This is a genomic window from Pseudomonas sp. ASL9 (assembly GCF_056680335.1).
Genome location: NZ_CM155277.1, coordinates 5,709,023 through 5,733,626, shown reverse-complemented (window position 1 = coordinate 5,733,626; position 24,604 = coordinate 5,709,023). Strand labels below are relative to the sequence as shown.

At 58.4% G+C, this 24,604-nt stretch carries 19 protein-coding genes and 3 pseudogenes; 6 read left to right on the top strand and 16 right to left on the bottom strand.

Annotated features, from left to right (window positions below; genetic code table 11):
• Positions 1 to 62: 62 nt before the first annotated feature.
• Positions 63 to 1,733: a flavin-containing monooxygenase gene (locus tag AC1ME2_RS26250; protein ID WP_480438098.1), complete on the bottom strand. Its 1,671-nt coding sequence runs from the start codon at positions 1,731 to 1,733 to the stop codon at positions 63 to 65.
• Between the two features lie 161 nt (positions 1,734 to 1,894).
• Complete coding sequence (locus AC1ME2_RS26245; RefSeq protein WP_480438097.1) at positions 1,895 to 2,695, bottom strand: SDR family NAD(P)-dependent oxidoreductase; 801 nt, start codon at positions 2,693 to 2,695, stop codon at positions 1,895 to 1,897.
• Between the two features lie 313 nt (positions 2,696 to 3,008).
• Here AC1ME2_RS26245 and AC1ME2_RS26240 point away from each other — a divergent pair, with 313 nt between their 5' ends.
• Entirely contained in the window at positions 3,009 to 4,877 is a 1,869-nt protein-coding gene (locus AC1ME2_RS26240) for a sigma-54-dependent Fis family transcriptional regulator (protein ID WP_480438096.1), read from the top strand.
• A gap of 50 nt (positions 4,878 to 4,927) precedes the next feature.
• Here the strand turns inward: AC1ME2_RS26240 and AC1ME2_RS26235 are convergent, their stop codons facing one another.
• The 6 genes from AC1ME2_RS26235 to AC1ME2_RS26210 form a co-directional block, all read right to left on the bottom strand.
• Positions 4,928 to 5,872, bottom strand: a complete 945-nt coding sequence (locus AC1ME2_RS26235; protein ID WP_480438095.1) for an electron transfer flavoprotein subunit alpha/FixB family protein — start codon at positions 5,870 to 5,872, stop codon at positions 4,928 to 4,930.
• 15 nt (positions 5,873 to 5,887) lie between these two features.
• Positions 5,888 to 6,637, bottom strand: a complete 750-nt coding sequence (locus AC1ME2_RS26230) for an electron transfer flavoprotein subunit beta/FixA family protein (protein WP_480438094.1) — start codon at positions 6,635 to 6,637, stop codon at positions 5,888 to 5,890.
• Positions 6,638 to 6,698: 61 nt separating this feature from the next.
• The gene (locus AC1ME2_RS26225; RefSeq protein WP_480438092.1) at positions 6,699 to 7,937 is read right to left on the bottom strand and encodes a CaiB/BaiF CoA transferase family protein; all 1,239 of its coding nucleotides are present in this window, start codon (positions 7,935 to 7,937) and stop codon (positions 6,699 to 6,701) included.
• Positions 7,938 to 7,962: 25 nt separating this feature from the next.
• A complete protein-coding gene (locus AC1ME2_RS26220; RefSeq protein ID WP_480438091.1) occupies positions 7,963 to 9,165 on the bottom strand; it encodes a 3-oxoadipyl-CoA thiolase in 1,203 nt (400 codons plus the stop codon).
• A gap of 23 nt (positions 9,166 to 9,188) precedes the next feature.
• The gene (locus AC1ME2_RS26215; RefSeq protein ID WP_480438090.1) at positions 9,189 to 10,718 is read right to left on the bottom strand and encodes a 3-hydroxyacyl-CoA dehydrogenase; all 1,530 of its coding nucleotides are present in this window, start codon (positions 10,716 to 10,718) and stop codon (positions 9,189 to 9,191) included.
• Positions 10,719 to 10,721: 3 nt separating this feature from the next.
• Complete coding sequence (locus AC1ME2_RS26210) at positions 10,722 to 11,507, bottom strand: enoyl-CoA hydratase (protein ID WP_480438089.1); 786 nt, start codon at positions 11,505 to 11,507, stop codon at positions 10,722 to 10,724.
• A gap of 238 nt (positions 11,508 to 11,745) precedes the next feature.
• Between AC1ME2_RS26210 and AC1ME2_RS26205 the strand changes: the two genes are divergently transcribed.
• The 5 genes and pseudogenes from AC1ME2_RS26205 to AC1ME2_RS26185 form a co-directional block, all read left to right on the top strand.
• Positions 11,746 to 12,612: an IclR family transcriptional regulator gene (locus AC1ME2_RS26205; protein WP_480438088.1), complete on the top strand. Its 867-nt coding sequence runs from the start codon at positions 11,746 to 11,748 to the stop codon at positions 12,610 to 12,612.
• A 58-nt stretch (positions 12,613 to 12,670) separates the two neighbouring features.
• On the top strand, positions 12,671 to 13,825 hold the full coding sequence (locus AC1ME2_RS26200) for an acyl-CoA dehydrogenase family protein (protein ID WP_480438087.1): 1,155 nt from the start codon (positions 12,671 to 12,673) through the stop codon (positions 13,823 to 13,825).
• A gap of 62 nt (positions 13,826 to 13,887) precedes the next feature.
• On the top strand, positions 13,888 to 15,162 hold the full coding sequence (locus AC1ME2_RS26195) for an MFS transporter (protein WP_480438085.1): 1,275 nt from the start codon (positions 13,888 to 13,890) through the stop codon (positions 15,160 to 15,162).
• A gap of 219 nt (positions 15,163 to 15,381) precedes the next feature.
• Positions 15,382 to 16,208 (top strand): annotated as a pseudogene (locus tag AC1ME2_RS26190) (tyrosine-type recombinase/integrase); the annotation flags it as partial.
• 102 nt (positions 16,209 to 16,310) lie between these two features.
• Positions 16,311 to 16,433 (top strand): annotated as a pseudogene (locus tag AC1ME2_RS26185) (IS110 family transposase); the annotation flags it as partial.
• Positions 16,434 to 16,539: 106 nt separating this feature from the next.
• On the opposite strand, the gene AC1ME2_RS26180 reads toward AC1ME2_RS26185, so the two are convergent.
• The 8 genes and pseudogenes from AC1ME2_RS26180 to AC1ME2_RS26145 form a co-directional block, all read right to left on the bottom strand.
• Positions 16,540 to 17,274, bottom strand: coding sequence for a methyl-accepting chemotaxis protein (locus tag AC1ME2_RS26180; RefSeq protein WP_480442338.1), 735 nt, complete (start codon positions 17,272 to 17,274; stop codon positions 16,540 to 16,542).
• Positions 17,275 to 17,394: 120 nt separating this feature from the next.
• Positions 17,395 to 18,084, bottom strand: a pseudogene (locus tag AC1ME2_RS26175) (cache domain-containing protein); the annotation flags it as partial.
• A 268-nt stretch (positions 18,085 to 18,352) separates the two neighbouring features.
• Positions 18,353 to 19,207, bottom strand: coding sequence for a SphA family protein (locus AC1ME2_RS26170; RefSeq protein ID WP_480442336.1), 855 nt, complete (start codon positions 19,205 to 19,207; stop codon positions 18,353 to 18,355).
• Between the two features lie 222 nt (positions 19,208 to 19,429).
• The gene (mhpT, locus tag AC1ME2_RS26165; protein WP_480438084.1) at positions 19,430 to 20,656 is read right to left on the bottom strand and encodes a 3-(3-hydroxy-phenyl)propionate transporter MhpT; all 1,227 of its coding nucleotides are present in this window, start codon (positions 20,654 to 20,656) and stop codon (positions 19,430 to 19,432) included.
• 156 nt (positions 20,657 to 20,812) lie between these two features.
• A complete protein-coding gene (gene dmpG / locus AC1ME2_RS26160) occupies positions 20,813 to 21,832 on the bottom strand; it encodes a 4-hydroxy-2-oxovalerate aldolase (RefSeq protein WP_480438082.1) in 1,020 nt (339 codons plus the stop codon).
• Between the two features lie 11 nt (positions 21,833 to 21,843).
• Entirely contained in the window at positions 21,844 to 22,779 is a 936-nt protein-coding gene (locus tag AC1ME2_RS26155; RefSeq protein WP_480438080.1) for an acetaldehyde dehydrogenase (acetylating), read from the bottom strand.
• A gap of 32 nt (positions 22,780 to 22,811) precedes the next feature.
• Positions 22,812 to 23,606, bottom strand: coding sequence for a 2-keto-4-pentenoate hydratase (gene mhpD / locus AC1ME2_RS26150; RefSeq protein ID WP_480438079.1), 795 nt, complete (start codon positions 23,604 to 23,606; stop codon positions 22,812 to 22,814).
• Between the two features lie 83 nt (positions 23,607 to 23,689).
• Positions 23,690 to 24,559 (bottom strand): alpha/beta fold hydrolase, encoded by an 870-nt coding sequence (locus AC1ME2_RS26145; RefSeq protein WP_480438078.1) that lies wholly within the window; start codon positions 24,557 to 24,559, stop codon positions 23,690 to 23,692.
• Positions 24,560 to 24,604 lie beyond the last annotated feature (45 nt).

Sequence of the window (24,604 nt, the reverse complement as noted above, 5' to 3'; positions counted from 1 at the left end):
CTCGCCTGGCCACTGGTGCAGCAGGCGAGTGCAACCGTTTTTTCCGGTCGCGCGGTTGTCGATCAGTGCAGTGCTTTTTGCGTTTGCTTGTCCGCTACACTCACGGCCTTGAACTTGAAGCCGCGGTATTCATCGTTTTTTACCGCCGTCAGTTGTTCGCTGAATGCCCCCAAGCCGCCCATGTAGAAGTAAACCTTGTTGCTCTTGCCGGGGATATTGGCGCCGAAGATCCACGAGTCGGTCTTGGCGAACAGCGTCTGATCGGCGATTTCCTGGCAGGTCACGCCCCATTCATGTTCGCTTTGCGGATCGGGTTCCACGCATGCCAACTCGTTTTCTTCCATGAAGGTAATCAGCTCGGACACCCACTCAACCTCGGTTTCAATGGTGGGCGGCAGGTTGGTGAAAGGACCGTTGGGACCGAGGATCATGAACATATTGGGGAAGTTGGCGGTGGCGACCGACATATAGCTGGAGGGTCCGTCGGCCCAGTGATCGTTTATCGAGACATTGTCGCGCCCGCGAATATCAATACGCTTGTAGTTGCCGTCCACGGCATCGAAGCCGGTGGCGAATACGAGTACATCCAGCTCGTGCTCCACACCGTCCGCGGTGCGAATGCCCTTGGCGGTGATCTCCTCGATGGGGTTGGCCTTAACGTCGACCAGCGACACGTTGTCCCGGTTGAAAGTGGCGTAGTAGCCGCTGTCACACAGCGGCCGTTTTGCGTAAAGGTCGCGGGGCATCAACTTGCGTGCGGTTTCTGGGTCATTGACGATTTCGGCAATTTTTTCCCGTACAAAGTCCTGGGCGGCGAGGTTCGCTTCTTCGCTGGTTGCGATGTCATTAAAGGTCTGGAACATGTAGCGAAAACCGCCACCACCTTCCCAGGCGCGCTGAAATATGGCTTTTCGCTCGGCAGCCTCGACACTCATGGTTGGAATATCGCTTTCCTGGAAACCGAACGCCAACCGCGAGGAGCGCACTTCTTTCCAGATGGTGTCGTAGTTGCGCTTGATGTCATCGACATATTCGCGGCTGAGTGGGCCGTTACCCACCGGTACTGTGTATTGCGCGGAACGTTGGAACACAGTCAAGTGGTCGACCGTTGGCGCGATGGCCGTGATGACCTGGCAACCGGTCGAGCCGGTACCAATGACGCCCACCCGCTTGCCCTCCAGCACAGCATCGGCAGGCCAGTTGGCCGTGTGGTACATATGGCCCTTGAATTGATCGAGGCCATTGATCTTCGGAACGTTAGTCGCTGAAAGCAGGCCCAGCGCTGTGACGAGATACTTGGCGCTGTATTGATGCCCGTCATCGGTGGTGACCAGCCAGCGACTGCTTTGCTCGTCGAACACAGCAGAGGTGATTGCGGTCTCCAGTTGGATATCCCGGCGCAGGTCATGTCGATCAACTGCGTGGTTCAGGTAGGACAAGATTTGCGGTTGGGTCAGATAGCGCGTGGTGATATCCCACTCCTGGCACAGCTCTCGATCCCAGGAGAAGCAATAGACAAAAGACTCACTGTCGGATAACGCACCCGGGTATCGATTCCAAAACCAAGTGCCGCCGATACCGCCCGCCTTATCAAAGGCGCGAACTTTCAAACCGAGTTCATCGCGCAACTTCTTGAGCATGTAAATGCCGCCAAAGCCCGCGCCAATCACAAGGGCGTCGTAGTTAATGATGTCGGTGCCAACGGAACGTTTGGCCAGAACTGTAGTTGTCATTATGTTCTCCTGTTTCAGTCATTGCGCCCGCAGACTTCACTAACGGCAGCGCGTTTTTGAAGGCTGTAAGCAAGCCGCATCCGTTTCCCTTGACTAAGCGTCCAGGGAAAGTGGTCATCAAAATTGGGGTTGAACGGGTGAGTAGATTCCCACTCGCTCAACTAGAGTGAGAAGCCGCCATCGACGGCGATCGCCTGTCCGGTGACATGGGGTGCACAGGCCAGGTAAACCGCCAGTTGGCCCATGTCTTCTACCGTTTGCGCCTCGCCTTGGGGCAGGAGGCTGGACTGGTGCCGCTCCCAGGACTGTACTTCCGTTTCCCCAGGTAGGGCCCAGCGTGCAGAAAGCCCTTCATCACCACGCCACATGCCGGTACCGACTACCCCTGGGCAAAGCGCGTTGACCGTGATGCCTTCGCGGGCAACTTCCTTGGCAAAGGCGTTGGTAAAGCCGATCACTGCAAATTTGGAAGCGCTGTAATGGGACAGGTCCGGGAAACCAACTTTGCCAGCAATCGAGGCCAGGTTGATAATTCGCCCGAAGTTGTGTTCGCGCATCAGCTTGAGTTCAGCCTGACAGCACAGGAATACACCACGAGCATTGATGTTCATGATCCGGTCCCATTCGCTGACCGGTAATTCATCGACCCTGCCGAGGCTGACCACACCGGCGTTGTTGACTGCCACATCGAGACGGCCAAATGCCTGTTTGACCTGCTCAATCATACTTACGACGCTCTCGGCCTTGCTGACATCAACTTGCAGGGCGACAGCTCGACGACCCAGGGCGCGAACGTTGGCGGCGGCCTCCTCAGCGATGTTCAAGTCGTAGTCGGCGAGTACCACGTCAGCGCCCGCCTGGGCCAGGCTCAGCGCAATGCCTTGGCCAATACCACGACCGGCGCCGGTGACTAGGGCAACTTTGCCTTCCAGGGAGAAATCGACAGCTTTGAATTGGCTCATGGGGTACCTCTGTTCATTCTTGTTGTTGAAATACAGCCGTCTCATGCGGCCCGCTGAGACAGACAGAGCAAGTCGAGTGCCAAGATCGGCTCATCGGGCTACAAAGACCGGAACAGAGGGGTTACGTGGTTAAATCAAGGTGTGTAAAAGGCGGCTGGCCCAAGACATAATGGCTCTCCTTCCTCACGTCCCCCTGCGAATGCTGAGATGTTATGTCTCACCGGGACCGGCTGACCGATTCAGCTTGAAGGGGACGGCCATCGCGCCTTTAATGAGCCTCACAGAAAAATAAGATCCAATCTTCGGAGGTACCATGTCCTCTGGTTTGTCTAAGGTTCATGTCGAACATGTGAATCGCGTGTTACGCACGGCTGGAAATGCCCCGACCTTGCCGGTGCCGAATATCATCCTCGATTCCTGGCGACGCTCGATACAGCATTACAAACTCGACCCTGGGTCATTGCAGGGCCCCAGGGTTCTGGAGGCTCACCAAATCAATGAACACCGCCAGCGTGTCGACGATTTCCTGCATTTGGCCGGTGATGAAATGTCGCGGCTGCACAGCCGCGTACGAGACGCCGATTACTGTGTGATGCTCACCGATACGCTGGGTTGCACCGTCGACTACCGGATCGAATCGACCCTGCGCGGCGAGTACCGCCGTTCCGGCATGGACGTCGGCACCTGCTGGTCGGAAAAGGAAGAAGGTACGACAGCTGTCAGCGCTGTGTTGATCGACAAACTGCCGGTCACCGTGCACAAGCATGATCATTTCCGCGCGGCGTTCATCGGCAATACCTGCTCGGCGGCACCGATATTTTCACCCAATGGCGAGATCCTGGCGGTATTGGACGTCTCTTCGGTGCGCGCTCCGGATGACCGGCGCAGCCAGCATCTGATTCGGCAGATGGTTATCCAAAGTGCCAGCGACCTTGAAAATGCCTACTTCATGTACAGCACCCAGGACCTGTGGGTGTTACGGGCCCATCCCCTGCCCGGCTACGTCGACAGCCAGCCTCAGTGCCTGTTCGCCTGGGACCGTGATGGCTGCATCGAAGCGCTCAACCCCGCCGCGCGACGCCTGCTGTTGCAGCGCTGTGGCCGGATCCCCACTCATATCGACGAAGCCTTCGCATCAGCGCGGCTACCGGCCGCCGGTGATGACAGCATCCACTACTTGCCGTCGATGGGTCTGCATGTGCGCCTCAGGGTACCGCGCAGGCCGATCAGCGCGCCCGTGGCCAGCAACCTGGCGTCAGCACTCGACCCTAAGGTTGCACAAGCACTGGAGCTGGCGGTGCGCGTCAAGGATCGCGGGCTGCCGGTGCTGATTCATGGTGAGACCGGAGCCGGTAAAGAGCACTTTGCTCTGCAACTGCACGCCGCCAGTAAGCGACACGACAAAGCCTTCGTTGCAATCAACTGCGCGGCAATACCCGAGAGTCTGATTGAGAGCGAACTGTTCGGCTATGCAGCCGGCGCGTTCACTGGCGCCTCCAGCAAAGGCATGCGCGGCCTGCTGCAGCAGGCTGATGGCGGCACACTGTTCCTGGATGAAATCGGCGATATGCCTCTCTCCTTGCAAACGCGCCTGCTGAGGGTGTTGAGCGAGGGCGAGGTAGCGCCATTGGGCGGTGCACGACCGCAGTCGATCGACATCCAGATCATCTGTGCCAGCCACCGCGATATCGCCACTCTGGTTGAAACCGGGCACTTCCGCGAGGACCTGTTTTTCCGCTTGAGCGGCGCGTGCTTCGATATCCCGCCGCTGCGCGAGCGTAAGGACAAGCTGGTGCTGATCACTAGACTGCTGGAAGAAGAATGCGCACGCTCGGGGGAGCGTTTGGAGTTAAGCGAAGCGGCACTGGAAATGCTGTTGAATTACAACTGGCCCGGCAATATGCGGCAATTGCACCACGTGCTGCGCTACGCCTGCGCTGTATGCAAAAGCCAGGTGATTGGGGTGGAGGATCTTCCGGTGACACTGAGCGTGAGTGCACCTGCGAAAGGTTTGGACACTGTCTCTGGGAGTCCAGAACGCCAAGCCTTGATTGATACGCTGGTGCGCAATCGCTGGAAGCCTCTGTTGGCCGCTCAGGAGCTGGGGATCTCCCGTGCAACGCTGTACCGCAAGGTCAACCTGCACGGGATCAAAATGCCAGGCAAAGGTTCCTACAACTGACCATCCACCAGGCGCTACGAACATAGCGCCTGGCCTCATCGTTTCAGTGTTCAGATCAACTGTTGCAGTTCCGGCACCGCCTCGAACAAGTCCGCCACCAGGCCATAATCAGCCACCTGGAAGATCGGCGCGTCTTCGTCCTTGTTGATCGCTACGATCACTTTGGAGTCTTTCATACCGGCCAAATGCTGGATCGCGCCGGAAATACCGACGGCAATGTACAGCTGTGGCGCAACGATTTTGCCAGTCTGACCGACCTGCATATCGTTGGGTACGAAACCTGCGTCAACTGCAGCGCGCGAAGCACCCACAGCAGCGCCCAGCTTGTCGGCCAAGGCGTACAGGTGTTTGAAGTTCTCGCCGTTCTGCATGCCACGACCGCCGGAAACGACGATTTTGGCTGCGGTCAGCTCTGGACGATCCGACTTGGCCAGTTCTTCGCTAACGAAGGTGGACTTGCCAGCATCGTGAGCAGCCGAAACTGCTTCGACCGAAGCGGAACCGCCTTCAGCAGCAACCGGATCAAAACCGGTGGCACGCACGGTGATCACTTTGACGGCAGCCGAAGACTGGACCGTCGCAATGGCGTTACCGGCATAGATCGGACGCTTGAAGGTGTCAGCACTTTCAACGGCGATGATCTCGGAGATCTGATCGACATCCAGCTGCGCAGCAACGCGTGGCAGAATGTTTTTACCGTTGGAAGTGGCCGCAGCCAGGATGTGGCTATAGGTCTTGCCCCCCTGCTCTTGAACAAGGAGCACGATCAGCGGCGCAACATTTTCCGGCAACTGATGGGCATAGGCCGCATTGTCGGCAACCAGCACTTTCGAGACACCAGCGATTTTCGCTGCTGCTTCGGCGACTGCACCAACGTTGGCACCGGCCACCAGTACGTGAATATCACCACCGATTTTTACAGCGGCAGCCACGGTGTTCAGGGTTGCCGGGGCAACAACACCATTTTCATGTTCAGCAATAACCAAGATAGTCATTTAAGGCTCCTTAACTCAAAGCACCTTCGCTTCGTTTTTCAGTTTCTCGACCAGTTCAGCCACCGACTTGACCTTGATGCCTGCGCTGCGGGTAGGCGGCGCTTCAACTTTCAGGGTTTTGGTCGTGGAGGCGGTAGAAACGCCCAAAGCTTCAGGCGTCAGCACTTCAAGAGGCTTCTTCTTGGCTTTCATGATGTTTGGCAAGGAGGCGTAGCGTGGCTCGTTCAGACGCAGGTCTGTAGTCACGATAGCCGGCAGGGTCAGGGACACAGTCTGCAGGCCCGCATCGACTTCACGCGTGACGCTGACTTTATCGCCAGACACTTCGACTTTAGAGGCGAAGGTGCCCTGGGCGTAGCCGCTCAGTGCAGCCAGCATCTGGCCGGTCTGGTTGTTGTCGCTGTCGATGGCCTGTTTACCCAGGATCACCAACTGCGGTTGTTCTTTGTCGACCACAGCCTTGAGCAACTTGGCCACGGCCAGGGAGTTCAGCTCGTCGGCGCATTCAACAAGGATGGCGCGATCAGCACCCAGAGCCAACGCGGTACGCAGTTGTTCCTGAGCGGTGGTCGGGCCAATGGACACGACGACGATCTCGGTCGCAACGCCTTTTTCTTTCAGGCGGACGGCTTCTTCTACAGCGATTTCGCAGAAGGGGTTCATCGACATTTTGACGTTAGCGAGATCGACGCCGGAGTTGTCCGCTTTGACGCGAACCTTGACGTTGTAGTCGACCACGCGCTTGATGGCAACGAGGACTTTCATGGCAGGCTCCATTTAGAAAAATTGCCCCGACAGCACCTGATCGTGCTCGGGGTGCTTATGTTCAGCGGTCGCCAAGCTGCTCGATCACACCTTGAGCCTTCAATTCGGCCAGGCGTACATCATCCAGGCCCAATTGACGCTTGAGAACTTCGTCCGTGTGCTCACCCAGCATCGGCGCGGGACGCAGGTATTCCACCGGCGTGCCCGACAACTTAATGGGGCTACCAACCGTGACAAAGTCTGGATTCAATGGGTGAGGAATATTCACCAGCATGTCGCGTGCTTTCACCTGCGGCTCGTCAAGTGCCTGGGCGATGCTGTTTATCGCACCTACTGGCACGCCCTGCGGGTGAATTCGTTGCACCCACTCATCAGCACAATCGCCGAGGAAATGTTGCGACAGAAGCCTGATGATCTCCTCGCGATTGGTCACCCGGTCAGCGTTGCGGGCAAAACGCGGGTCTCGGGGCAACTCCGAGAGACCGATGGCGTCGCACAGGGAGATGAACTGGCTATCATTTCCGCAGGCGATGATGAAATCGCGATCGCTGGCACGGAACACCTGATAAGGAACGATATTGGCGTGAGCATTACCATAACGCCCCGGTGGCTTCCCTGAGGCCAGGTAGTTCTGGCTCTGGTTGCACAGTGTCGCTACCTGCACGTCAAGCAGAGCCATGTCGACGTGCTGACCCAAGCCGGTTTTTTCGCGACTGAGCAATGCGGCCTGAATGGCGACGGTGGAGTAAAGCCCTGTCATCAGGTCAGAGAACGCCACGCCAACTTTCTGCGGACCGCCCCCCGGTAAATCATCGCGTTCGCCAGTGATACTCATCAGCCCGCCGATGCCCTGGATGATGAAGTCGTAGCCTGGCTCAGCAGCGCGCGGGCCGGTCTGACCGAAACCGGTTACGGAGCAGTAGACCAGACGCGGGTTGATTTTGGATAAGCTTGAATAGTCCAGCCCGTATTTGGCCAGTGAGCCGGCCTTGTAGTTTTCGATCAGTACGTCACAGCTGGCGGCCAAAGCACGCACCATTTCCTGACCTTCGGGCGTGGCCAAGTTGAGGGCCACCGACAGCTTGCCGCGGTTGGTGGACTGGTAATAAGAGGCTTCCAGCGTAGGCTCTTCGTTCTCATCACTCATCCATGGCGGACCCCAGCCACGGGTATCATCGCCCGCACCAGGCCGTTCGATCTTGATCACTTCGGCCCCCAGGTCAGCCAAAGTCTGGCCACACCAGGGACCGGCCAGCACACGGCTCAAGTCGAGCACGCGGTATCCAGTCAGAGCACCCATTTCATTTCACCTTTGCTTGCCGCGCTCATACGCGCTCGATAACCATCGCCAGCCCTTGGCCGACGCCGATACACAGACTGACCACCGCGTAGCGTTTGCCGCTTAGCTGCAACGCCCGTGCGGTGCTCAGCGCCAATCGCGCACCCGAGGCCCCCAGCGGATGCCCGACCGCGATGGCGCCGCCATTAGGGTTCACGCGAGGATCGTCGAAAGCAAGGCCGAGCCCCTTGAGGCAGCCCAGAACCTGGCTCGCGAACGCCTCGTTGATCTCGATGATGTTCATATCCGCCAGGCTCAAGCCGGCGCGCGCCAAGGCTTTATGAATCGCCTCGACCGGGCCGACGCCCATGATGCGAGGCTCAACGCCCACAGCAGCGGCAGATAGAATGCGGACCATTGGTACCAGGCCATGACGTTCGCCGGCAGCCTTGGAACCGATCAGCAGCGCAGCAGCCCCGTCGTTGACGCCCGATGCGTTGCCAGCAGTGACCAGACCGCCCTCGCACAGGGGCTTGAGCCGCGCCAAGGCCGCCAGATCAGATTGCGGACGGGGGTGTTCGTCCTGTTCTACGACATTGGGCGGTGTCTTACGACCGGTGGGTACGCTCACCGCGAGCAATTCGTCCGCGAAGAAACCGGACAATCGCGCTGCTTCGTATCGGGCCTGGGAACCTGCGGCAAAAAGGTCCGCTTGCTCGCGGTCGATGCCATACTCGTGGGCCACGTTGTCACCGGTCTGCGGCATGTTGTCGTTGCCAAACTCAGCGATGATTTTCGGGTTGGGAAAGCGGGCGCCTATGGTGCTGTCGAACACCGTCAGTTCGCGACTGAAGGCCGCCTCAGCCTTGGCCATGACGAATGGTGCGCGGGACATGCTTTCCACGCCCCCAGCGACGAACAGATCACCTTCCCCGCAGGTGACCGCACGTGCCGCGTCGATCACCGCCGCCAGGCCACTGGCGCAAAGGCGATTGACCGTCTGCCCAGGTACCGTCACCGGCAGTCCGGCAAGCAGCGCAACATGGCGAGCGATGTTACGGCTGTCCTCTCCCGCCTGGTTGGTGTTGCCGAGAATCACATCCTCGATGGCATCACCGGGAATGGCATGGCGGGCGAGCAGTTCGCGGATAACGTGAGCAGCGAGATCGTCCGGACGTACCGGTGCAAGTGCCCCGCCGTGGCGGCCGAAGGGGGTACGCAGCCCTGCGAAGATATAGGCGTCGAGCATGGAAAACTCCTGAATATCAAAGGTCAGTTGAGCGTCGGTTCAATGTGGCGCAGTGATAGGCCCAGGGCCGCTCGGCGGCGCAGCCAGGGGCCCGGACGATAACGAGGATCCCCTGTCAGCTCGGTCATACGCTCGAGAATGGTCAGCAAGTGTTTTGCTCCGAGACTATCGCCCCAGGCCAGCGGCCCTTGGGGGTAACCCAGCCCACGACGCACACCTTCATCCAGGTCGTCGACACTGGCGATGCGTTGTTGGACGATGTCGCCGGCCAGGTTGACGATCATTGCCAGCACGCGCTGGGCGACGAAACCAACGCTGTCATTGATCACGCTGACGCCGACTCCGTCGCGGGCCAGCAAAGCATGAGCTGCATCGCGCATATCGACTCGGGTCGCCGGTGTCGGCATCAGCGTGCGATAGCGGCGAGGGTCGAGCAGCGGGTCGATACACACGGTGCGTGCCGGGTCGGTGGCGAACCGGCCAGCGGCAGCGGTGGCATCCAGGCCGTAGGGCGCGAGCAGACAAAGCGCCTCGCTGCTCGGTGTGACACCCTGTTCCACTTGTGCACCCAACGCTTCCAGCAGCGCATTCAAGGTGGCACGATCCTCCTCGTTCTCGGTACCGAGCCATACCGGCGGTACAGTCTCCACTACCGGCACTGGCTGCGCCGACGGCGGATCGATCATCTGCCCGTTGGTGTACCGGTAGAACCCGCGTCCCACTTTACGGCCGACATACCCGGCGTCTAGCATCTGCCGAGTCAGCGCCGCCGGGCGATAACGCGGCTCCTGGTAAAACTGGTTATAGATCGACTCGATCACCGGGTGCGAGACATCCAGAGCCGTAAGGTCGAATAGCTCCAGTGGCCCCATGCGGAAACCCAAGCCCTCGCGCAGGATGCGGTCGATTTCAGCGGGCTCGGCCACGCCCTCTTTGAGAATTTGCAGGGCTTCGGTGCTATAGGCGCGACCCGCGTGGTTGATGATGAAACCGGGCGTATCCTTGGCCCGAATACCGCGGTGGCCCATGCGCGCCGCCAACGCCTGCAAGCGATCACCCACGTGTGGGTCACCGGCCAGGCCGTCGATGACTTCCACCACTTTCATCAGCGGCACCGGATTGAAGAAATGGAACCCCGCGACACGTTCGGGGTGCCGACATTCTCGAGCGATACTGGTCACGGACAGCGACGAGGTATTGGTTGCCAGAATGCAATCGTCGCCGACGACCGCTTCAAGCTGTGCGAGCAATGCCTGCTTGGCATCCAGGCGTTCAATAATGGCTTCGACCACCAAGTCGACGTCCTTAAGCTCGGTCAGCGAGGTCGCTACCTGCAGACGATCAAGCGTGGCCTGTGCGTCGGTGCCAAGGACCTTGCCCTTGCTCACGAGCTTGTCCAGTGTCTGCTTCAGCGTCTCGCGAGCGGCTTGGGCGGCGCCTTCGCGGTTGTCGAACAACTTGACCTGAATACCTGCCTGGGCCGCAATCTGGGCAATACCGGTGCCCATGATGCCAGCACCAACAACAGCCATATGGTTGATCTCGCGTGTCATGAATCAATTCCCCGAGAAGGTGGCTTTACGTTTTTCCAGGAAGGCACTGGCACCCTCTTTCTGGTCCCTCGAGTCGAACAGCAACTGAAACGCCTTGCGCTCCAACGCCAATGCGCTGTCCAGGGGCAAGTCAGCCCCCATCAGCATCACTTCCTTGATCTGCGCCACAGCCAATGGCGGCAAGGCGGCTATTTCAGCCGCCAGCTCAAGTGCACGCGGCACGGTACGCTCGTCACTCACCACCTCGCTGACCATGCCCATGGCAAGCGCTTCGGGGGCCGCGACCAGGCAGCCCGTCAGTGCGATACGCATCGCCTGGAACTTGCCGACCGCGCGAATGAGGCGCTGGGTCCCCCCAGCTCCGGGCATCAGGCCCAACTTGACCTCCGGTTGACCGAAGCGCGCCGACTCCCCTGCAACGATGATGTCGCAATGCATCGCCAGCTCACACCCGCCACCCAGGGCAAAGCCATTCACCGCTGCGATCACCGGTTTCGGGCAACGACCAATGGCCTCCCACAGGTATTCGGTATGTCGACGGTACATCTCAATGGGGCTGGCGTCGGCGAACTCGCGGATGTCGGCACCGGCTACGAAGCACTGCTCGCCGCCGGTCAGGACGATAGCGCGCACCCGAGCATCGTCGGCCAGTGCACGAAAGTGCTTGGCCAATTGCTCGCGGACCGCGCTATTGAGTGCGTTCTTCGCATCGGGACGCGAGATACGCACGACTGCGACGGCATCGTCGCGGATTTCCAGGGTCACGACTGGCGCGTGCTGGGAGCTCATACTCTTCCCTCAATTTGTGTTTCGCTATACGAAACTAAATACCGAAATAGTGAGTTATCATAGGTACGATCTCAAAGTTCTGTAAACAAGCAATCAATAAAATTTATTTTTAACGTTATATATCAGTCACTTAAGTTATTTTTAAATGTGATTTTTATTTTATTGAAATAGAGAATATAATTTCGCTAGACGAAACTGTATTTTATTATCTTGCCTTTCTCAGAATCGAGGCTCTAACATGCGACGCAATACGACCGACCCTTCCGCAGCGGACAAGATGAGCGGAACAGATGACATTGGCTTGCTGAGAATGGGCATGCTCGATCCAGCAACCGGGATGAACGAAGAGGAAAGCAGTGGCCAGTTCGTGACAGCTCTGGCGCGTGGACTTGAGCTGATGAGGTGTTTCACGCCGCGTGACAACGTGCTCGGCAATCAGGACCTGGCGCGAATGACTGGTCTGCCCAAACCGACGGTGACGCGTCTGACCAATACGCTGATGCGGCTGGGCTGCCTGAAACGTGAAGTGCATTCAGGCAAGTACCAGCTGGACGTAGGTGTATTAGGTTTCGGTTACGCCATGTTGTCGAATCTGGCGATTCGCACGGTGGCTCATCCCTTGATGGAGGAATTGGCAAACCACGCTCAGGCTGCCGTCGCCATGGCCGCCCGTGATCGTCTTCAAATGGTCTACCTGGATGTGGTTCAGGGTCAGGGCAACATGACCATGCGGCGCCAAACAGGCAGCTACTTGCCGCTGGCACAGAGTTCAGTGGGTCGAGCGTGCCTTGCTGCGATGCCGGAAACCGAGCGAGAGTTTCTGCTCGACCACATTCGCCAACGCGAATCGGAGCAATGGCCAGCCATCCGCAAGGGGCTGGACAAAGCGTTCAGGGATTTCGCCGATTACGGCTTCTGCCTGTCAATCGGTGAGTGGCACCGCGACGTCAATTCCGTTGCAGTGCCGTTGCTGCACCCGCAGTACGGGTTACTGACCTTCAACTGCGGTGGACCGAGCTTTCAGCTACCCCGTGAACAGCTCGTGGACGATATCGGGCCTCGCCTGATCAACATGGTCAACAACATTGGCGCCGCTGCTCGCTGACGCAACGGAGTAACGGCGCCCTAACAAACCGGCTCGCTTGCGAGCCTTAGGAGCGCACATGATCCGTGATACCGAAACCCTTCAGATACTGTTGGATTCCCTTCGCCAGTTCGTCAACGAAGCGCTGATACCACGGGAGAACGAGGTTGCCGAGACCGACAACATCCCGGACGACATCGTTGTCCAGTTGCAAGAAATGGGGCTGTTCGGGCTGACTATCCCAGAAGAGTTCGGCGGCATGGGTGTGACCATGGAAGAAGAGGTGAACATCGCCTTCGAACTGGGGCGCACCTCCCCAGCCTTCCGTTCCTACATCGGCACCAATAACGGTATCGGCTCCATCGGCATTCTGCTCGACGGCAGCCAGGAGCAGAAACTCAAGTACCTGCCAGGCCTGGCCTCGGGCGAGCTACTCAGTGCCTTCTGCCTGACCGAACCGGACTCGGGTTCCGATGCCGCCTCGCTGAAAACCACTGCCGTGCGCGATGGCGATCACTACATCATCAACGGCACCAAGCGTTTCATCACCAACGCCCCCCACGCCGACATCTTTACCGTGATGGCGCGCACCAACCCGGACATCAAGGGTTCCGGTGGCATCAGTGCGTTCATCGTCGAGCGCGACACGGCCGGTATTTCCTTGGGTAAACGTGACCACAAGATGGGGCAGAAAGGCGCTCACACCAGCGACGTCATCTTCGAAAATGTCCGCGTTCCAGCCAGCCAGTTGATCGGTGGCGTTGAAGGCGTGGGTTTCAAAACCGCCATGAAAGTACTGGATAAAGGTCGCCTGCATATTGCCGCCCTGAGCGTCGGCGCAGCCGAGCGCATGCTGGCGGACTCGCTGCATTACGCAATTGAGCGCAAGCAATTCGGCAAGCCGATCGCCGAGTTTCAACTCATCCAGGCCATGCTCGCCGACAGCAAAGCTGAAATCTATGCAAGTCGCTGCATGGTATTGGATGCCGCACGTAAGCGTGACGACGGACGTAACGTCAGCACTGAAGCCTCCTGCGCCAAGATGTTCTCCACCGAAATGTGCGGACGGGTCGCCGATCGCTGCGTACAAATCCATGGTGGCGCCGGCTATGTCAGCGAATACGCCATCGAACGCTTCTATCGGGACGTTCGTCTGTTCCGCATTTATGAAGGCACCACCCAGATCCAGCAGCTAGTCATCGCCCGAAATATGATCCGCGACGCTCAACACTGAGGCTTTGAGCCTTCAACCTCTGGTTCAAGCCCCTGTTCCCATAAATACAATAAGGTGACGTGATGGACGCTGCTGCTCAGGTCAGTGCAAATACACTGGCCCAAACCAACACCTGGGTGTTGGTATTTGTCTTCTGCTTTCTTGGATTGTTAATCGATGGCGCCGATCTGATGCTGCTTTCCTACAGCCTTAGCAGCCTAAAGGCTGAATTTGGCTTGAGCAACGTCGAAGCTGGCAGCCTGGGTAGCTTCACCTTGGCCGGCATGGCCATCGGTGGCATCTATGGTGGCTGGGCTTGCGATCGTTTCGGCCGGGTAAAAACCGTGGTCTGGAGCATCTTACTTTTTTCCGCCGGCACGGCTGTGCTAGGCCTGACGCATAACTATTGGCAGTTTGCGATCACCCGATTCGTGGCATCGCTGGGGATTGGCGCACTGTACGTGGCGTGTAACACGCTGATGGCAGAATACGTACCCACCCGCTACCGCACAACGGTACTGGGCACTCTGCAAGCAGGCTGGTCGGTGGGCTATATCGTCGCGACACTGCTGGCCGGCTGGATCTTGCCGAGCCATGGCTGGCGCTGGCTTTTCTACATTGCCATTATCCCGGTGATCCTGGCCGTGGTGATGCAACGTTTCGTGCCGGAGCCGCAAGCCTGGATCAACGCTCAGGCCGAGCGTGCCAAGAAAAAAATCGAAGGCATCCAAAAGGCATCCTCCGAAAAGCGCGAGAGCATGTACAAGCTGATCTTCGGTGATCCGCAGGCTCGCCGGATGTTTATCTCCTGGGCCCTGACTGCTGGCTTTCTGCAGTTCGGCTACTACGGCGTGAACAATTGGATGCCGACATACCTGGAAAGCGAACTGGGCATGAACCTTAAATCCATGACCGGCTACATGGTCGGCACCTACACCGCCATGATTCTCGGCAAGATCCTCGCCGGCCTGGCGGCTGACCGTATCGGTCGTCGTACCGTATTCGCCTTTGGTGCCCTGGGAACTGCGGTATTCCTACCGGTCATCGTCTTGTTTCAAAGCCCGGAAAACATCCTGTGGATGCTGGTGGTGTTCGGCTTTTTGTATGGCATTCCTTACGGTGTGAACGCCACCTACATGACTGAAAGCTTCGAGGCCAAATTCCGCGGATCCGCCGTAGGCGGCGCCTACAACATCGGGCGCCTGGGCGCAGCGATTGCTCCGGCAGCTATCGGTTTCCTCGCCTCTCACGGCTCGATAGGTGTGGGTTTTCTGGTCATGGGCGCGGCCTATTTCATCTGTGGCGTAATTCCGGCCCTGTTTATCCAGGACAAGCAATTCGATCCGCAGAAGCAATAGAGTCGGTAACTCAACAATTCAGCAGTAGTCTGTCGGTGCCTCCTGATCCGACTGACCGCTGCTATTGCACATGCTCAAGATACGTCAACTTTTGTTCAAATGTGTTTGAACCGCCATATCCCCCGCAACAAGCTTCGACCATTTAGCCCGGATCTTTCTGACATTTTCCAAAACTTAGTCGCACGAAAATACGGCAATGCCGAGTTGCAACGGCGTTTTCGTCAACCTTGGCGGGCCTTATTGGTTGAAGGCGATCCGACTGAACTGGTCGACATCACTCCCCTGATTCCTGCCGACTACGAGGCAGAAAGAAGCCGGATTTTTCGCCGGCTGAGCTGTTGGAACTGCATAACCGCTTCCAGCAAATGACAACCGACTACAATGCCCTCCCCCGCGGGTCAAAAGTACGAGGGCATTCGGCCGTTAAAGAAAGAAACCCAACTCGCGCGCCGGATCAGCCTGGGTACCTTGTACCGCATTGGCGAGTTACTGCAGGCCGAATGGAAAAATGTCGATCTGCAACAGCAGACTTGGTTCCTCCCCAGTGAAAATGTCAAAGGCACGCGCGGTAAGAAACAAGACCACCATGTATTCCTCTCCCCCGGGAGACTCTCAGTGGTGCTTTCCGAACAAGCAAGATGATGGGTGATCGCCAGGCTCGATTCAAAAACCGCAAGGCCCTTTCCAGACGGCGTCATGACGACACGCTGGTCCTTGCCGACGGCCAGAACGGCGACTGGAGGCCGCATGACCTGCGCCGCACGGGAGCTACCATGATGCAGGCCTTGGGGGTCAGCCTGGACGTCATCGGTCGCTGTCAAAACCATGTGCTGGCCGGCTCTCGGGTGAGACGCCACTACCTGCATCACGATTATGCCAAAGAGAAGAAACGCGCCTGGAATCTGTTGGGCGATCGACTCAGTGCCGTGCTGTCCTCAACCTACAAGCACCCACCGACCGAGTCGATGATGTCTTTTCCAGCGTACGCGGTTACAGAGATGACCACCCTCATAGGTCTATCGCATCGAGATGCTTTCAGGATCTAGTATCCGCGGTAACCCTGTGTTGTGACCTAAAATTCGCGATGAACAAAGGTGCCAAGCCGCATGTACAAATTCGTGAGTTTTGCAATTGTGGAGTTGTTCGAAAGAGTATGGGATTGGGTCCGCTCGCGGCTGATACGACGGCACTCAAACGTGGTGGCCTGGGCTTTGGCCAACAAACTGGCGCGGATCGCTTGGGCGATATCAGCTCGTCATGGGATATTTGAAGTTGAGTCCGATGCGTGGCCAGCTGACTCAGCAATTATTGTGGTGCCACGAACCACTCCAGGAACGATCGTTTCAGCATCTCGGCGGAAACTGCAATGGCTGCCTTTTACACGCGAAACTGTCCCAGTAGTTGATACAGCTGTCTGACCACCTGGCTCAGTTGCTGGCTGGCTGAGTTCGACTCTTCGGCAGCTTGAGCATTGCTCTGGGCCAGGCTAGCGGTCTGGGCGACATTTTGGTTGATCTCGTCGACCACATGCGCCTGTTGCAATGTAGCGCTGGCGATGGAAGCGCCCAAACCACTGATATTGCGTAGCGCCCCGGCGATCTGGTTCAAGCTGGTGCCGGCCTGACTGGCTTGTTCCAGCGTCAACCGGGAAGCGTGACTGCTGTCGTTGATCACACTTACCGCGGCTCTGGACTTACCCTGCAGTTGTTCGATCATCATCTGGATTTCCGACGTCGACTGCTGGGTTCGCTGAGCCAGCAGACGCACTTCGTCAGCCACCACCGCAAAACCACGCCCCTGTTCCCCGGCGCGGGCCGCTTCGATGGCAGCGTTGAGCGCCAGTAGGTTGGTCTGTTCGGCGATGGCACGAATGACCTCCAGCACACCGCCTATCTGAGTACTGTCCTCATCCAGTGACTGGATCACATTCACCGCCTGGCCAATGGTGGTCGACAACAGATCGATCTGCGTCAAGCTGCGGTCGATGCTCTGCAAGCCCTGTTCGGCCTGCTGCTCGGCACTACGAACTTCAGTGGCGGCGTGTTCGGCGCTCTTCGCCACATCTTGCACGCTATAGGCCACCTCGTTGATAGCGGTGGCCACCTGTTCCATTTGTTGCGACTGCTGACCACTTTGCTGCTGAGCAGCACTGGCACTGTCGCTCAGGGAATGGGCGGAACGATCCAGCAATTGCGCAGCCTCGAGCATTTCTCCAATGACCTGGCGCAGCTTGTCGGTGAAGGTGTTGAAATGCAGTGCCAAGGAACTCAGCTCGTCACGGCCACTCACCTGCAACTGACGGGTAAGGTCACCTTCGCCACTGGCGATATTGGCCATGGCCTCCACCGTCTGCTGAAGCGGACGGGATATACTGCGCACGATCAGGCTGATGGCGGCGGCCAACAACAAGGCAATCAGCAAACAGAGCGAAGATGTCTGCACCAGTTCATCACGCCACTGCGCCTTTATGTCATAGATATAGACCCCTGTGCCAAGCACCCAGCCCCAGGGTTTGAACAGCGCAACGTAGGAAACCTTGTCCACCGGTTTACTGTCCCCTGGCTTGGGCCACGCGTAGGCAAGCATGCCAGCGCCCTGATCTTTAGCGATACGTATCATTTCCGCAGTAAGCATCAAACCCTTGCTGTCCTTCAGACCGCCGACGTCCTGCCCCTCCATCTGGGGATTGACCGGATTCATCAGCATCACCGGCCGCAGATCCTGGATGAAAAAGTATTCCTGGCCGGCATAACGCAGGCCGCGAACCATTTCCCTAGCCTGTTCCTGAGCTTGCTCACGGGTCAGCTTCCCCGCCTGCTCCAACCCCTGGAAATAGGCAAAAATGCCCAGCGTGTTTTCAACGGCATTACGGGTCTGCTGAACCTTGGCGCTGTAGAGGTTGCTATAACTTCGCTGCAACATGACGGCGGAAAGTGCCAACAGCATCAACAAAGAAACCAGTAGAATTAACCAAAGGCGGCGGTTGATGGGCATGTTTCGCAGACTAGGCACGGGGATGTTCCTTATTGAAGTCATGTGCTCGGTGCACGGATATCCACTACCCGGACCGTTGCGGTAGCCCCCCCTGTTTGAGCATCCGCGCAGACAGGGGGATTTACCTCCAGAGCTAAAAATTCGGGGCTGACATTAATCCCTTGACAGCTCCTTGAGATTTTTCGAAAGCTCTACCTCAGAACGGCACCCCCAGCTTCAACCAGTACGCATCGCCTTGCGCACGATTTCGCACGTCGGATTCCTGCTCCCATTTTGCGGTCAGGAACCAACCTTTTTTGCTGGCGTATTTGATTGAAGGACCAATGGCGAGCGCGTGTCCTTTGTTGCCTTCGATAGTTTCACCGTACTGCCGATCATCCGTGGTCTGCTGATAGACGTAGCCGCCCAAACCCACTACCCAACCGTTGCCCAGTCCCCAACCCACCGAATAGTCCACGTGCAACTCTTGGCCTGAGGTGTAATCAGTCGCGTTATTTTTCGTATTGAAGTCATACATGATTTTCGCATCGGCATTCAAACCCACAGGGTCGATATACGAAAAGGCCAAGACAGGTTGGAAGTCCCAGTAGTTGCGACCGATATTGGCCAGGTCGCGGCGATCATATTCACCTGTCGGCGCAATCACATCGAGGGCGACGATGGCATGCAGTTTATCGGTCAGTCGATAGCCCAACCCCGACCCGAACGTCATATCACCCAAACCTTGCTTGCGTTGCGACTGGCCATTGAGGTCAACCTTGAGGTCGACCAACGGCATGACCGCATGGACCGCCAAGGTGCCGCCCAGAATGTGCTGATCGGTCACCCAGATAAAACGCGGGTCAATCGAGCTGGCCTGTACTCGGAAATCCAGCGGCAGTTTTTCGCCGTTGTTACCACGCAGTGAGTCCGCCTCGTAATGGCTGGCGTACGTCATGCCGTAGAACCCTGGCGGCGGCAGGGCTCCAGTCAGGTAGTTTTCAGCACCCAGAGGGTAGCTGGACCCGCCGCCCTCAGTCGCCTCTACGTTGCCAGCAAGTCCCGCCACCATCAGGCTCAGGCTTGCGCAGTAAAAAAGACCCTGTGTGTTGATCCGTGTTGTTCTTTTCATTACTTACGACCTTTCTCTTTTTTATAATTGAAACCGGCACTGCGATGCCCCCCGAAAAACGGGCACGGCAAAGCAGTAACCAGCGGGGTTGAACAGGTTTAAAAAGGGCGAACGCGTGCTCTGCCGCGTGCCGTACGCAGCGCAGTAGAGGCTTTCAAGGATTCAGTCAGGCAGTAGTTTTTTGCGTCGTACGGACAGCCAGAACATCGCCAGCGCAGCAATCACGATGCCCGGCGCAGAGGCCAGCATCACGCCGGCAGTGCCGGTGCCCAGTGCGAGCATCTGGCCAGCGACCAAGGGGCCGCTCATTGCACCCAGGCGCCCCACCGCCACGGCACTCCCCACGCCGGTGGCACGTACTTCAGTGCGGTAGAATTGAGGTGCAAGGGCGTAAAGCACGCACTGCCCACCGGTGGCGAAAAAGCCAGCGACAAAACCCGCTATCAGCATGCTTTCAATCTGGCTAGACAAGCCCAGAGCGGTCAGCGAAGCGAGGATCCCCAGGTAAATCAGTGCCGCCAATGCGCAGGCAGGCAGGCGATCCATCAATACGCCGAGTAGCAAGGTGCCGACCGCGGCACCGATCTGTAGGGCGAACATTACCCAACTGGCCTGCTTGCCGGTGAAGCCCTGACCGACCAGTAAGCTCGGCAGCCAGTTAATCAGGATGTAGACCACCATGAGGGTGAAGAAGTAGCTGACCCAAAGCAGCAATGTCGCAGTCACCGAACCGTTGCCAAACAGCCCCTGCAAGACGCTCACCCGTGCCGCGTTCCCCGGTTGCTCGGCCTGGCTCTGGCGTAGGCGGAACACCGCTGATTCAGGCAAATACAGCCCGAGCAATGGCACGATCACCAGCGGCACCAGACCGCCGACATAGAACACCACCTGCCAGCCGCCCGAGAACCCGGCGATGCCAATGGTCGCAGCCAGCGCCGCGCCCAGCGGTACACCGCAGTACATCATGCTGACCGCACTGCCGCGCAAGCGTGGACCGGCGACCTCGGATGTCAGTGCAATCAGGTTCGGTAGCGCGGCGCCGAGGCCGACACCAGTCAGGCAGCGGGCGGCCATCAAACTGCTGAAATCCCAGGCCGCAGCCGTCGCCAGAGAGAACAGCCCGAACAGTGCGACAGACCCCATCAGCACTCGTTTGCGGCCGACGCGGTCGGCCAGCCAGCCGCCGACAAAGGCACCCGGTAGCAGTCCAAGAATACCGGCGCTGAAGACCCAGCCCATGTGCATCTTTTCCAGGCTAAAAGCGGCCGCCATGCCTTGGGCGGCGATGCCAGAGGCTTGCAGGTCCAAACCTTCCATCAACGCCACCAGAAAGCACAAGGCAATGGTCAATACCAATTCAAGCTGGCGCTTCGTGAGGACCTTATTCATGGGTAGAAATCCTCTGCACGTTACAACGCAGAGAGGGAATGGAAACGCTGTAAAAGCACTGTGTTAGAAAGCGTCTCATACATCTATTACCCGTTTTATTGTTGTAGAGGGCATGGGTTGGCTGACACGCTACGTGGGCGGGCCAGCCAGTTGTTCTCAACGGTTAAGCAGGTCCAGCGCCACATCAACGATCATGTCTTCCTGACCACCCACCATCCGCCGTTTGCCCAGTTCGACCAGGATGTCGAGGGTCTTCAGGCCGTATTTGGCAGCAGCGATTTCCGCGTGGCGCAGGAAGCTCGAGTAGACGCCGGCATAACCCAGCGCCAAGGTCTCGCGGTCAACCCGCACCGGACGGTCCTGCAACGGACGCACGATGTCGTCGGCTGCGTCCATCAAGGTGTACAGGTCGGTACCGTGGTTCCAACCGAGGCGTTCGGCGGCGGCAATGAACACTTCCAGCGGCGCATTACCGGCACCGGCGCCCATCCCGGCGAGGCTGGCGTCGATCCGGTCGCAACCCTCCTCGACGGCGGTGATGGAGTTGGCCACGCCCAGCGACAGGTTGTGGTGCGCGTGCATGCCGGTTTCGGTTTCCGGCTTGAGCACAGCCTTGAACGCACGGAAGCGGTCGCGGATGTCCTGCATGTTCATGGCCCCGCCGGAGTCGGCCATGTACACGCAGGTCGCGCCGTAGCTTTCCATCAGCTTGGCCTGCGCGGCCAACTGCTCGGCCGGGATCATGTGGCTCATCATCAGGAAACCGACGGTGTCCATTCCCAGTTCACGGGCGTATTCGATGTGCTGTTTGGACACGTCCGCTTCGGTGCAATGAGTGGCGATCCGCACCACACGAGCACCGGCGTTGTAGGCCGCCTTGAGGTCATGCACCGTGCCGATGCCGGGCAATAACAGGGTGGTGATTTTGGCGTGGCGGATCACATCGGCGGCCGCTTCGATCCACTCCAGGTCGGTGTGCGAAGCGAACCCGTAGTTGAAGCTTGAGCCTTGCAGGCCGTCGCCGTGGGCGACTTCGATCGAGTCGACCTTGGCCTTGTCCAGGGCCCGGGCGATGTCCTGGACGTTCTGGATCGAGTACTGATGACGAACCGCATGGCTACCGTCGCGCAGGGTGACATCGGAGATGTACAGTTTTTTACCGGGATTAAAACTCATGGTGATTCTCCTTAGGCATTCAGCATCGACTGCGCCATGCGCTCGGCGGTGGCCAAGGCAGCGGAGGTCATGATGTCGAGGTTGCCGGCATAGGCTGGCAGGTAGTGGGCGGCGCCTTCGACTTCGAGGAAGATCGAGGTCTTAAGGCCCGAGAACGTACCCAGGCCAGGAATTTTCAGCGGTGCCAACTCAGGGATGACGTCGAACTGCACTTTTTGTTTCAGGCGATAGCCCGGCACGTAGGCCTTTACCGCAGCGGCCATCTCTTCGATGGAGGCCTCGATCTCCGCCTGATCGGCGGCTTCGGACAGCACGAACACCGTGTCGCGCATCATCAGCGGTGGCTCGGCCGGGTTCATGACGATGATCGCCTTGCCCTTGGCTGCGCCGCCGATCACTTCGATGGCTTTGGAGGTGGTTTCGGTGAATTCATCGATGTTGGCGCGGGTGCCGGGGCCGGCAGATTTGCTGGCGATCGAGGCGACGATTTCGGCGTAATGCACCTTGGCCACCCGCGACACGGCGGCGACCATCGGAATAGTGGCTTGGCCACCGCAGGTGACCATGTTCACGTTCAACGAGTGGAGGTTTTGCTCCAGGTTGACCACCGGCACGCAGTACGGACCGATGGCGGCCGGGGTCAGGTCGATCAGGCGGATCCCCGGTTTGATCGAACGCAGGAACGCGTCGTTCTTCACATGGGCACCGGCCGAGGTCGCATCGAAAACGAAATCGATGTCCTTGAACACGTCCATGCGGGTCAGCCCTTCCACCCCTTCATGAGTGATGACCACGCCCATGCGCTGCGCACGGGCCAGGCCATCGGAGGCCGGGTCGATACCGACCATGACGGCCATTTCCAGGTGTTTTGCATTACGCAGAATCTTGATCATCAGATCGGTGCCGATGTTGCCGGAACCGACGATGGCGACTTTGAGTTTTTTCACGATGTGTACCTCATATGCACGTAAGTCGCCGATCAGTCGGCGCTGAACTCGACAGCGACCTGACCGATACCTTCAATCACGGCCTCGAAACGGTCGCCAGCACTGACAGGTGCCATGGGGCCAAGGGCGCCGGTAAGGATGATGTCGCCTGCCTTGAGCGGTTCACCCAGGCGCGCCATGGTGCGAGCCAGCCAAACCGCCGCGTTGAGCGGATGACCCAGGCATTCGGCACCGCTGCCGCTGGATACTTCTTCACCGTTGCGGGTCATGCGCATGCTCGCTAGACGCAGGTCGAGCCCGTCCAGACGACGGGCTGGGCCTCCGAGTACGAAACAACCGCTGGAGGCGTTGTCGGCGACGGTATCGACGAAGCGAATGTTCCAGCCCTGCACTCGGCTGCCGACAATTTCCAACGCCGGAAGTACCCACCCGGTGGCCGCCAGTACATCGGCAAAGCTGGTGTCTACACGTGGCAGGTCATGCTCGAGGATCAAGGCAATTTCGGCCTCGATCTTCGGCTGCAATACGCTGTTCACCGGCACCACTTGGTTGTCGCCATAACACATGTCGGCAAACAAGGTGCCAAAGTCCGGCTGATCCACGCCCAGCTGACGCTGAACCTTGGGGTTGGTCAGGCCGATCTTGCGGCCAACTACACGGCGCCCGCTGGCAACGGCATGGGCGACGTTGAGGCGTTGGATGGTGTAAGCGGCTTCGCCGTTGTCTTCACCAATCTGTTCACGCAGCGGCTCGATCGCTTCACCGCTCGCCTCGGCCCGGCGCAAGGCGCGGGCCATTTGTTCAAGAGACTCTTGGGTCACACTCATCACTCACCTCGGGGGTTGCACACGGCTTTCGCATAGACCTGCGCCCTGTCAGCAAGGCGCGGGAAATGATTGCGGCAGCGCGTTTAGTGGCTCAGGAAATCCAGCACCATGCGGTTGAACGTTTCGGCGTGCTCCCACTGCGCCCAATGGCCGCAGCGGTTGAACACATGCAGTTGCGCGTTCGGCAATCCGGCAATCAGACGCAGGCCCGTGTCCATCGGCACGAAGCGGTCGTCACGGCCCCAAACGACCAGAGTCTGTGCAGAGATTTCGCCGAGGCGCGGACTGAAGTCGGGGAACTGCTTGGGATTGGCTTTCAGGCTCGCGACGAAGTTTTCCAGGTGATCGCGACGCGACAGCATGTTGTCGAGGCGGGTCTGAAAAAGCTCCTCGGTCAAGCTACTGGCGTCATAGATGAAGACATTCATCATCTTCTTCAGGTTTTCAATGGTTGGTTCGCGATACAGACCTTGCAGCAGCTTGATGCCCTCTGTCGGCATCGGTGTGAACGAACTTGGGCCGCCCGTACCGCCACCCATCAGCACCAGCTTGCCAACGCGCTGCGGATTGGCCAGGGCAAAGGCGACTGCGCTGTGCCCTCCCATCGAGTTGCCAATGATATGGACGCGCTCCAGACCGAGCACGTCGAGCAAGCCCTTCAGGGCGCGGGCGTTGAGATCCGAACGTGAGCCTGAACAGACAATCGGGTCGCTCTTACTCCAGCCCGGGCAGTCCATCAGGATCACACGGTAGCCGGCTTCAATCAGCGGTGCGATGTTGCGGTTGAAGTTTGCCCAGCCGCTGGCGCCCGGTCCGGAACCGTGCAGCATCACGACCGTCTCGGTGCCCTGCCCGGCATCGTTGTAATGCAGCTGAAGGTCAAGTTCGCCCTCTGTGATGCGGGCAAACTTGCTGGTGGATGCCTCGGTCAGTACGTGAGTAGTTGCGGTCATCTCATGCTTCCTTTAATCCAGGTTATAGAGCACTGCGGCCAGGCT